We start from the raw sequence: 10,277 nt of genomic DNA, 5'->3' as shown, positions 1-10,277 counted from the left end.
TCATTTTGGCCGGGCTTTTTCAAGACTAGTTTTCCCGGTCACGGCTCGCGACACACGAAAGCGCCTGGGAGGGCGGAATGTCAGAACCGTTTCTTGCGGAAATCAGGATCATGAGTTTCAACTTCCCGCCAAAGGGATGGGCCTTCTGCAACGGTCAGCTTCTGCCGATCAACCAGAACCAGGCTCTGTTCGCCCTGCTCGGGACGACCTATGGCGGCAACGGGACGACCAATTTTGCTCTACCCGATCTTCGCAGCAGGGTACCGGTGCATGTGGGAAGCGGGTTCACCCTCGGCCAGCGCGCCGGCGAGACAAGCCATACGCTGACGACACCCGAGATGCCCGAGCACAACCACCTGCCGATGGCTTCGGCAACGGCGGTCGACACCAACACTCCGACCAACAACTATCTCGGCAACAATCTCGGTCTGCTCTATGGGCCGCTTGCCAACTCGGTCACGATGTCGCCGAGCAGCCTCTCGAATGTCGGAGGCAGCCAGCCGCACCAGAACATGCAGCCGTTCCTGACGCTGAATTTCTGCATTGCGCTGCAGGGAATCTTCCCGTCGCCAAATTGAGCTTCACCTTTTCCCAAAAGCGAGGGAGGCCCTCATGTCCATGCCCTATATCGGCGAAATCCGCATGTTCGGCGGCAATTTCGCGCCGCTCGGCTGGGAGTTCTGCAATGGCCAGTTGCTGTCCATCGCCGAGAACGAAACGCTCTTCAATCTGATCGGCACCACCTATGGCGGCGACGGGCAGAACACGTTCGCACTGCCCGACCTGCGCGGCCGTCTGCCGCTGCATTTCGGACAAGGCCCCGGCCAGCCGGCCTATGTGTTGTCGGAATCAGGAGGATCCGAAGAGGTCACATTGACCCAGCAGCAGATCCCGAGCCACTCGCACATGCTGGTCGCCAACAAGGCGACGGGCACGGAAGCGTCGCCGCAGAACCACGTGCTGGCCTCGGCGGCTGCCGGAGATCCCTACTTCGCCTCGCAGACACCGCCGCCCTCCACCGAGTTGGGCCCGAATGCGATCCAGGTTACCGGCGGCAGCCAACCACACAACAACATGGCGCCCTATCTCGCCGTCAGCTTCATCATCTCGCTTTACGGCATCTATCCTTCGCCGACCTGAGAGGTTCACAATGTCCGATCCTTTCGTTGCGGAAATCCGCATATTCGCTGGCAATTTCGCCCCCAAGGGATGGGCGTATTGCGATGGTCAGCTGATGCCGATCTCGCAGAATACCGCCTTGTTCTCGCTGCTGGGCACTACCTATGGCGGCGACGGCAAGTCGACCTTCGCGCTGCCAGACCTGCAGGGCCGCTCGCCCATGCAGCATGGCCAGGGGCCCGGCTTGAGCTTCCGACATCTCGGCGAGTCGAGCGGCAGCGAGACCGTGACGCTGCTCCAGACGGAAATGCCGCAGCATACGCACCGGGTTCAGGCCGTGGCGCGTAGCCAGTTCACTGTCGGCAACACCAACGCCGTCGAAGGCAACTTGCTGGCCTCTCCGCGTACCGGCAACCAGTACACGGCCGGGCCGGCAGGCGAGATGATGGCGCCCCAGTCGGTCGGCGTGAACGGCGGCAGCCAGCCGCATAACAACATGCAGCCGTATCTAACTCTGACGTTCATCATCGCTCTGCAGGGCATCTTCCCGCCGCGCCCGTGACAACGCGCAGCATGCCGATGCCGGAGCGCAGGCCATGAGCGAGCAAACCCGGGATTCGGACGGTTTCGACCGCCCGGATCCCGTCATATCGGCAGGCGATCCGCTGCCTGTGCTGCCACGCGCCGCCGCGCTGGGAATGGTCTTCCGCCGCATGAGGCCGGAAGCTGATCTGCCGTTTCTCTTTCGTCTCTATGCCTCGACCCGCGAGGACGAACTCGCGCCGGTGCCCTGGAGCGCAGAGCAGAAGGCCGCCTTCCTGGCGCAGCAATTCCAGGCGCAACACAGCCACTACATGCAGCACATGCCGCAGGCGGACTGGATGGTCATCGAACTGGCTGGCCAGCCTGTCGGGCGGCTTTATCTCGACACGCGCGAAAGCGAGTTGCGGATCGTCGACGTCGCGCTCATGCCGGCGCAGCGCAGCCGGGGCCTGGGTGGCGCGATCCTGACGGATGTTCTGGAACTGGCCGAGCGCGGCGGGCGCGGCGTCGGCATCCATGTGGAGCAGTTCAATCCGGCCATGCGCCTCTATCAGCGCCTTGGCTTCGTCAAGTGTGGCGAGACGGGCGTCTATCACCTCATGCGCTGGGACCCGCCTGCGGCAACCCGGTGAGCCCGGCGGCACCGCCCGCAGCGCGCGCGACAGTGCCGGCAGCAGGCCGCGTCAGGTGAACACGGCCTCGTAGAGGCAGCCCTCCGCATCCTTGCCGACGGGCACCAGGAACAACTCCAGCTCGTTCCGATTCCTGGCGTCTACCGCACCGATTTCCAGCCGATACATCCCCTGCTCGACGAAGGGGGCTTGCGGACCGCGAAAGACAACCGAGAAGGCGCCGCCGTCGCGCACGCCGGTGCCGCTGCCCATCTGCCGGATCTCGTCGATGGACAGCTCCAGCGACCCGTTCGCGGCCACCAGCAACACCGGCTCGGAGCGAACCGCCTCGAAATCCGCCAGCGTCACCCTTGCAAGATCGCTCATGCTTCCCCCTCGTGTTTGTCCGTGATGCTGGCGCGCGGCTGACGGCGCAACCGGGGCACCGGGAAGCGGCCAAAGCCGAGATCGATCACCCGCGCCCCCGGTGTCCGCGCCGGCCCGTCGGAAGGCTGCGCCAACACGCCGCCGTCGCGGATTGCCGCCAGCGTCGCCTCGACCAGCGGGGCGAGCCCGCCCTGGTTCAACGCGCCGAGCATCAGCAGCGTATTGGCTGCAGCGCCATCGAAATTCCAGCCGCAATCGATGAACTGGCAGCCCTCGAGCACCGGCAGCGGACCGCCTTGATAGAGCATCCGGCACTCACGAAAGATGCAGGCCCGATAGACCGCTCCGTCGAGGCGAATGTCCTCCCCGCTGAAGCTGATGCCCGTATGGCTTTCGCCATCTCCCGCCATGCGCACCCCGTTCCGCTCCGGTCTGGCGTCCTCGATGGACAAACCGCCATCCTGCAACCTTATTGAAGGCGGGATGGCCTAGGCAACCAGCCGTTGGACTTGTACAAGAAATTCGCCCCCTCTCGTTGTGGGGCACATGCCATTCAACACAAATGCATAATCGAGGACGGACCAAGATGACCAGCACTCAAGCCGACACGGACACCCCGCGCCCGGCGCCGGGAGGGCCGTCCACCTTGCCACTTTTCTACAGCAGGCCGGAAGCGCTGCGGGCTGATCGCCATGGCGAACTCGGTGTCGATCTTGCGCCGGACTATCGCTTCGCCGCCAAGACCCACGCTGTGCCGCTCAACGCCATCGAGTTCGGCATCGCCGCCCGGCACTATCCGATCGTCTTTGCCGCCGGCACCAATCCGCCGGCAGCCGTTGCCGTTCTGGGCCTGCGCCAGGACCGCAATCTCTTCGTCGACGAGAACGGCGCCTGGGCGGCCGACACCTACGTACCGTCCTATGTGCGGCGTTACCCGTTCATCCTGGCGCGCAACGACGAGGCGAGCGAGTTTGCGCTGTGCGTCGACAGGGCCAGCGACAAGGTGCGCAACGACGGCGAGACGCGGTTCTTCGACGGCATGGAGCCGACCGAGGCCGTACGCAAGGCCCTCGACTTCTGCGCCGCCTTCCAGCGCGAGACGCGCGAGAGCGAAGCCTTGATGCGCAAGATCGCCGAGCACGAGCTGTTCGCGCCGAATGCCGGGCGCTTCACGCTGCCGGACGGCGAGGTGCTCAACGTCAACGACTTCAGCATCATCGATGAGGCGCGTGTGAACGCGCTGTCCGACGAGGCCTTCCTCGACCTGCGCAAGGCCGGCGCGCTGCCGGTGATCTACGCGCATCTGTGGTCGATGCGGAACTGGGCCGATCTGGTCCGCCGCACGGCGGACAGCTGACGCTTTACCAAGCGGCTTTTCGCTCCAAACGAAAAGGGCAGGTCCTCACGGGCCTGCCCTTCCGATTTTCTGCCGGTCATTCCGCCGCCTGTCAGCTGCGGCTCCGCGGCGTCCGCCGGTCAGCTGCCGAGCTGGCCGTAGGCGGAGGTGAAGCCGATCAGTGTCACGGGGATCGCCAGGTCCTGCTGCTGCGCAGTCTTGAAGGCAACGATCAGGCGCTGACCCTTCTTCAGCGAGGCGAGAAGCTCGTCGCTGATCGCCGTGCCGGCATAGGCGCCGTTGGCATCGCTGGTCTGGATCGCCATCGGCACCGGCTCGCCCTCGTCGACGCGGATCTGGGTGCCGGCCGGGAGGAACACGCCATGCGGCAGCGCCAGCACCAGCGCGTGGTTCGGCGCGCCCTCGCGCGGCTCGACCACCACGGTCAGCAGCCGCTGGCCGCCTTCCTGCATGACAATGTTCTGCAGCGCGCGGCAACGCTTGGGAGCCTTGTCGGTGGCTTCCGAGCACTGGACAATCCAGTTGGGCGCCGCCGCGCCTTCCGCCGGCTTGGGCGCTGCGTCCTGCGCCGTGGCCGAGCCGAGGCTCGCGGTCACGAAAAGGCCGGCGAGCGCGGCACGGCGGGCTGAAGAAAGGACATGTCGAAGATCAAAGCGCATGGGCGGAGTATCCGTGAACTGGTGCAGCCCGCAGGGCGGGCGGTTGCAATCGGAGCGCGATCCTAAAGCAACGCGAGCAAATGTGAAGCCTGCCCGGCGGGCCCACGCCCGCTTGTCCTCGGGCAAGCCTCGTCGCCGACGGCCGAAACTGCCGCAAAGGCAAGTTCATCGCCGCGATGCAGCATGAATATCCGACTTTCCGAAAGCACCCGGACCGCTGCGGAAAACTGCAATCATGGCGCTCATTGCATCCATGCAACACTTCAATCAGTTTTTAACTGCTGGTTCCTAAGCTCTGGCAAACAAAGGGCAGATGGGGGCCTGGCGGGGATATGGCGGCACAGGGTTCATCGGTTCGGCATCTGGCAGCGACCGGCTTAGCCGTCTCGGCCATGCTTGTCGCAACGACTGTCGCCGCCTCCGCGGAGGAGGCCGAGAGCTTCGCTTCGCTGCACCGCACCCTCGACTTTGTATGGGTCCTGCTCGCCGCCGGGCTCGTCCTGCTGATGCAGGTCGGCTTCCTGCTGCTGGAAGCAGGCATGGTGCGGTCGAAGAACTCCATCAACGTCGCACAGAAGAACCTCCTCGATTTCACCTTCTCCGTGCTGGTTTTCGCCGGGGTCGGCTTCATGTTCGCCTTCGGCGCCGGGTCCGGCTTCGGGGTCGGCTACGATCCGGCCCTGTTCATGCTCGGCGGAGTGGATTCCTGGGGGCTCGCCTTCTTCGTCTTCCAGGTGATGTTCTGCGGCACAGCGGCGACCATCGTTTCGGGCGCGGTCGCAGAGCGCATGCCGCTTGCCGCCTATATCGCCTGCTCCGTCTTCATCGCGGGCCTCGTCTATCCGGTCTTCGTGCACTGGGCCTGGGGCAACGCGCTCGGCGAGAATACCGGTGCCTTCCTCGCCAATGCGGGTTTCGTCGACTTCGCCGGCTCCACCGTGGTGCATGGCACAGGTGCGTGGATCGCGCTTGCCGCCTGTCTCGTCATCGGCCCGCGGATCGGCCGTTTCGATGCGCAGGGCCGGCCGGTCCGCTTCCAGGGCCACAGTCCGGTCCTGGCAACCACCGGCGCCCTGCTGCTGTTCGTCGGCTGGATCGGCTTCAACGGCGGCTCGACGCTCACGGCCTCGCCCGACATTGCCCATGTCATCGCCAATACCGTGCTGGCGGCCGCCGCAGGCACCTGCGGAGGCTATGTCATCGCCTGGGCGCGCGAGGGCGTGCTTTTGCCCGAGAAGGCGTTCACCGGCATGCTCGGCGGCCTCGTCGCCGTCACCGCCGGCTGCATGGTGCTGCAGACGCAGGGGGCGCTCGCCATCGGTCTGGCTGGCGGTCTTGCCGCCGTCATCGGCGTTTCAGTGCTGGAGCGGCAATTGCGCATCGATGACGCGGTCGGCGCCATCGGCGTGCACGGCATTGCCGGCGTGGTCGGCACGCTCGGGCTCGCCCTGCTGTCCCCGATCGAGAACCTGCCCGCCGGCGGCCGCCTCGCCCAGCTCGCGGTGCAGGCGGGCGGCGCGGCGCTGAACTTCGTCTTTGCCTTCGGTCTCGGCCTTGCCTTCTTCCTGGCGCTGAAGCGCGTCATCGCGCTGCGCGTCGACCGCGAGGGCGAGATCCGTGGTCTCAACGAGGCAGAGCACGGCACCAGGCTCGGCATCGGCCATGTGGAGGACGCCGTCGGACGGCTGGTCGAGGGGCACGCCGATCTCAGCCTGCGCCTGCCGGTGGAGCCGGGAGACGAGGCGGAGCGGATGACCCGCCTGTTCAACCGGCTGATGGACTCGATCCAGAACGAGGAGCTTGCCCGCGGGCGCAAGGCGGAGCTGCGGCGGGCCGAGGAGGAAGCCGAGCGGCTCACCGCCCTCGCCAATGCCACGTTCGAGGCGATCGTCATCTCCGTGCGGGGGCGCATCATCGACGGCAACCATGCGCTGGAACAGCTGATGGGCTGCTCGCTCGACGAACTCAAGGGCACCGATATGCTCGGGCATATCGCCCAGGAGGACCGGGAACGGGTTCGCGAACAGCTGTCGCACAAGGAAAGCGGGCCCTACGAGCTGCATATCATCCATGCCGACGGGACCCGCATTCCCGTGGAAGTGCGCGCCCGTGAGGTTCTGTACCGCGGCGAGCGAACCCGCGTGTCGGCGATGGTCGACCTGCGCGACCGCAAGAAGGCCGAACAGCATATCCGCCACCTGGCCGAACACGATCCGCTGACCGACCTGCCGAACCGCACCGTGTTCTCCAACCGGCTGGCCGCCGTCCTGGCCGACGCCCGCCGACGCGACGGCTCGGCCGCGGTGCTGATGATCGACCTCGACCGGTTCAAGGAGATCAACGACGTCCACGGCCATCTGGCCGGCGACCAGGTGATCCGCGCGACCGCCGACCGGCTGCGCGCGCTCGTGCCGGCCAGCGACACCATTTCCCGTCTGGGCGGCGACGAATTCGCCATCATCCAGCACCAGATCGCCTTCGCCAACCAGGCCGCCGACCTCGCCCACCGGCTGGTCCATGCCCTGTCGCAACCCATCGACTGCGGCAACGGCTTGACGCTGCGCAGCGGGGCCAGCATCGGCATTGCCGTCAGCCCGCTGCATGGCGAGGACACCGAGATCATCGTCTCGCGCGCCGACACAGCGCTCTACAAGGCCAAGAATCTCGGCCGCAACACCTATTGCCTGTTCGAGGAAGGCATGGATGCCGCGCTGCTCAAGCGCCGGCTGCTGGAAGCCGACCTGGTGCAGGCCATCGAGCAGGAGGAGTTCGAGCTCTACCTGCAGCCCAGGCTCGACCTGCGCAGCAGCTGCATCGGCAGCTATGAGGCGCTGATCCGCTGGCATCACCCGGAAAAGGGGATGATCAGCCCCAACGACTTCATTCCCGTCGCCGAGCAGTCGGGCCGGATCATCGCCATCGGCGAATGGGTGCTGCGCCGTGCCTGCGCCATCGTCCAGGCGCATCCGGAAATCCCGCGCATCAGCGTCAATGTCAGCCCGCTGCAGTTCCGCGACAAGCACTTCATCGAGACGGTGCGCGACGTGCTGGAGGCGACCGGTCTCGCCGCCGGGCGGCTGGAGCTGGAAGTCACGGAAAACGTCCTCATCGACGACGACCGGCGTGCGCTGCAGATCCTCACCGCGCTGAAGGCGCTCGGGGTGCGCATCGCCCTCGACGACTTCGGCACCGGCTATTCCTCGCTCGGCTATCTGGCGCGCTTCCCCTTCGACGTGATCAAGATCGACCGCTCCTTCATCCGGGCGATGCGCAAGACACCGAGCGCGCGCTCCATCGTGGAGACCATCGTCCGGCTGGGCGATGCGCTCGGCATGAGCGTCGTGGCCGAAGGCGTCGAAGAGGCGGACGAACTGCGCGTTCTGGCCGAGGAAGGCTGCAACGAGGTGCAAGGCTACCTGATCGGCCGGCCCGCCCCCTTGTCGAAGCTGCAGACGCGGCTCGACCAGGCAACCGTCGCCCTGCTGGTGGCCATGCGCTGCGCCGCGCCCGACGACGACAGCGTCGACCGCCCTGCCGTGCCTGCCCTGCGCAGCACCGCCGGACGCATGCGCGATACGCTCACTTCGCGCGCGCCGCATCCTTCGAAACGCCGCACCGTTCAGGTTCGCGGCGGCGATTGAGGACGCCCGGCGGCCGTTTCAAAACTTCGTGTTGCGCTGCAAAAAACCTGTTGCATCTGACCGGAGAGAATATATATCCAACCGGTTGGAAAAACGGGATCGGCATGGGACGCAAGCGGACAATCAAGCGCGACACGGTACTGGACGCGGCCGAGCAGGTCGTGATGCGGGACGGTGCTGCGCGCCTGACGCTGGATGCGGTGGCCTGTGAGGCCGGCATCAGCAAGGCCAGCGTCCTTTACGACTACAAGACCAAGCAGGCCCTGATCAAAGCCGTCGTCGAGCGGCGGCTGGCAGCGCACGCAACCTGCGAGCAGGAGGCTGCGGCGAATTTTTCCGGCGATCCGAACGCGGCGATTCGCACCCGCATAGAGGTTGCTTCGCACCTGCTTACCGAGGAGGACCGGGCGGTGGCGCTCGGCCTGCTCGCCTCGCTCGCCCAGGATGCCGACCTGCGCGAGCCGATTGCCCGGACCTATGGCGAGCGCATCGCGCAGGTCACCGGCAATTCGCGCAGCCCCCGTGGCGCGTTGCTCGCCTTTCTCGCCATCGAGGGGCTGATGTCGCTCGAATGGCTCGGACTGCAAGACTGGGCGCCGGAAGAACGTGCCCGGATCATTTCCGAAATCGGCTGGCTCGTCGACCAGGTGCCTGCACCGGTATCCGTGCCCGCTCCCGCACTTTCCTCTTCCCCCGAGAGGTCGACCCGATGAAATTCAAATTGTCCGCCGTGATCCTCGCCGCCGCCCTGCTGGCCGGCTGCAACGAGGTCGCCAGCAAGAACGAGGCCGGTGGCGCGCCCGCCATGCCGCCCACCGGTGTGAGCTTCGTGGAGCTCAAGGCCGAGACGCTGCCGATCACCAACGAGCTGCCGGGCCGTATCGCCCCGACGCGGATCGCTGAGGTGCGCCCGCGCGTCTCCGGCATCCTGGTCGAACGGGTGTTCGAGCAGGGCAGCATCGTCCAGGAAGGCGACGTCCTCTACCGCATCGATCCCGAGCCGTTCCGCGTCCAGGTCGCGAGCGCCCGCGCGACGCTGCAGCGCGCCCAGGCGGTGCAGCTGCAGGCCCGCCAGGAGGCGGACCGGCAGAAGGAACTGCACGAGCGCCGGGTGACCAGCGTGCAGGCACGCGACAACGCGATCGCCTCGCTCGCCCAGGCCGACGCGGATGTCGCGATTGCCCAGGCGGGTCTCGACGCGGCCGAGCTGAACCTGCATTTCTCGGAGGTGCGGGCACCGATCTCCGGCCGCATCGGCCGGGCCCTGCTGACCGAGGGCGCGCTGGTGGATTCCTCCAGCGGCGTGCTGGCGACGATCCAGCAGCTCGATCCGGTCTATGCGGACTTCACCCAGTCCGCCAACCAGCTGCTGAGCCTGCGCCGTTCGCTGGAGGTCGGTTCGCTGACCGGACCGAGCGCCGGAGAGGCGGCCGTGCAGCTGAAGCTGGATGACGGGCAGGAGTATCCGCACAAGGGCCGGCTGCTGTTCTCCGAGGCGGCGGTCGACGCCACGACCGGGCAAATCACGCTGCGCGGAGAGTTTCCGAACCCGGACGGCGACCTGTTGCCGGGGATGTATGTCCGGGTCCTGATCGAGCAGGGAATCGAACAGAACGCCCTTGCCGTGCCGCAGCAGGCCGTGCAGCGGAACGCCGGCGGCCAGGCTCAGGTCTATGTGGTCGGCGCCGAGGACAAGGCCGAGCTGCGCTCCGTCGAGACCGGCCGCATCATTGGCACCCGCTGGGTCATCACCAAGGGCCTTTCCGCCGGCGACAAGGTGATCGTCGAGGGCTTCCAGAAGCTGCGCCCCGGCGCACCGGTCGCGGCGACCCCCTGGGAAGATGCAAGCAAGACGGCCGCCGTCGCGGCCAAATAACCTGTCGGGACGGGCGCGCCCTACGCAAGGGGCAGCGCCCGCCCCGTCCTGACTCAACGGCCCGCCCACGGCCGCCGGCGCCCT

At 66.5% G+C, this 10,277-nt stretch carries 11 protein-coding genes; 8 read left to right on the top strand and 3 right to left on the bottom strand.

What is annotated here, in order from left to right; genetic code table 11:
* Window positions 1–77: 77 nt before the first annotated feature.
* Genes H7H34_RS01905 through H7H34_RS01890 form a run of 4 tightly spaced genes read left to right on the top strand, consistent with a single transcriptional unit; the run spans window position 78 to window position 2,294 of the window.
* Window positions 78–578 carry a phage tail protein gene (locus H7H34_RS01905; RefSeq protein WP_067223661.1) on the top strand — a complete coding sequence of 167 codons (501 nt, stop codon included), beginning with the start codon at window positions 78–80 and terminating at the stop codon, window positions 576–578.
* 34 nt (window positions 579–612) lie between these two features.
* Window positions 613–1,140: a phage tail protein gene (locus H7H34_RS01900; protein WP_120270361.1), complete on the top strand. Its 528-nt coding sequence runs from the start codon at window positions 613–615 to the stop codon at window positions 1,138–1,140.
* A gap of 10 nt (window positions 1,141–1,150) precedes the next feature.
* Window positions 1,151–1,681, top strand: coding sequence for a phage tail protein (locus H7H34_RS01895; protein WP_185924057.1), 531 nt, complete (start codon window positions 1,151–1,153; stop codon window positions 1,679–1,681).
* A gap of 34 nt (window positions 1,682–1,715) precedes the next feature.
* Window positions 1,716–2,294, top strand: a complete 579-nt coding sequence (locus tag H7H34_RS01890; protein WP_185924056.1) for a GNAT family N-acetyltransferase — start codon at window positions 1,716–1,718, stop codon at window positions 2,292–2,294.
* A 51-nt stretch (window positions 2,295–2,345) separates the two neighbouring features.
* On the opposite strand, the gene H7H34_RS01885 is transcribed toward H7H34_RS01890, so the two are convergent.
* Window positions 2,346–2,660 carry a DUF6916 family protein gene (locus H7H34_RS01885; RefSeq protein WP_185924055.1) on the bottom strand — a complete coding sequence of 105 codons (315 nt, stop codon included), beginning with the start codon at window positions 2,658–2,660 and terminating at the stop codon, window positions 2,346–2,348.
* Window positions 2,657–3,112 carry a hypothetical protein gene (locus H7H34_RS01880; protein WP_185924054.1) on the bottom strand — a complete coding sequence of 152 codons (456 nt, stop codon included), beginning with the start codon at window positions 3,110–3,112 and terminating at the stop codon, window positions 2,657–2,659. The genes H7H34_RS01885 and H7H34_RS01880 overlap by 4 nt, the downstream gene beginning before the upstream one ends.
* Window positions 3,113–3,246: 134 nt before the next feature.
* On the opposite strand from H7H34_RS01880, the gene H7H34_RS01875 reads away from it, so the two are divergent.
* Window positions 3,247–4,017, top strand: coding sequence for a SapC family protein (locus H7H34_RS01875; protein WP_120270370.1), 771 nt, complete (start codon window positions 3,247–3,249; stop codon window positions 4,015–4,017).
* Between the two features lie 119 nt (window positions 4,018–4,136).
* Here the strand turns inward: H7H34_RS01875 and H7H34_RS01870 are convergent, their stop codons facing one another.
* Window positions 4,137–4,676 carry an invasion associated locus B family protein gene (locus H7H34_RS01870; protein ID WP_185924053.1) on the bottom strand — a complete coding sequence of 180 codons (540 nt, stop codon included), beginning with the start codon at window positions 4,674–4,676 and terminating at the stop codon, window positions 4,137–4,139.
* A gap of 392 nt (window positions 4,677–5,068) precedes the next feature.
* Here H7H34_RS01870 and amt point away from each other — a divergent pair, with 392 nt between their 5' ends.
* From amt to H7H34_RS01855, 3 genes are read left to right on the top strand one after another with little or no spacing between them, the layout of a single operon-like run.
* Complete coding sequence (amt, locus tag H7H34_RS01865; protein ID WP_185924052.1) at window positions 5,069–8,317, top strand: ammonium transporter; 3,249 nt, start codon at window positions 5,069–5,071, stop codon at window positions 8,315–8,317.
* Window positions 8,318–8,367: 50 nt separating this feature from the next.
* Window positions 8,368–9,030, top strand: coding sequence for a TetR/AcrR family transcriptional regulator (locus tag H7H34_RS01860; RefSeq protein WP_245164939.1), 663 nt, complete (start codon window positions 8,368–8,370; stop codon window positions 9,028–9,030).
* Entirely contained in the window at window positions 9,027–10,193 is a 1,167-nt protein-coding gene (locus H7H34_RS01855; RefSeq protein ID WP_185924051.1) for an efflux RND transporter periplasmic adaptor subunit, read from the top strand. Before H7H34_RS01860 ends, H7H34_RS01855 begins: the two co-directional genes overlap by 4 nt.
* The last annotated feature ends 84 nt before the right edge of the window (window positions 10,194–10,277 follow it).

Origin of the sequence: Stappia sp. 28M-7 (assembly GCF_014252955.1) — a bacterium.
Lineage (GTDB): Bacteria > Pseudomonadota > Alphaproteobacteria > Rhizobiales > Stappiaceae > Stappia.
This window is presented reverse-complemented; position numbering and strand designations above follow the sequence as displayed.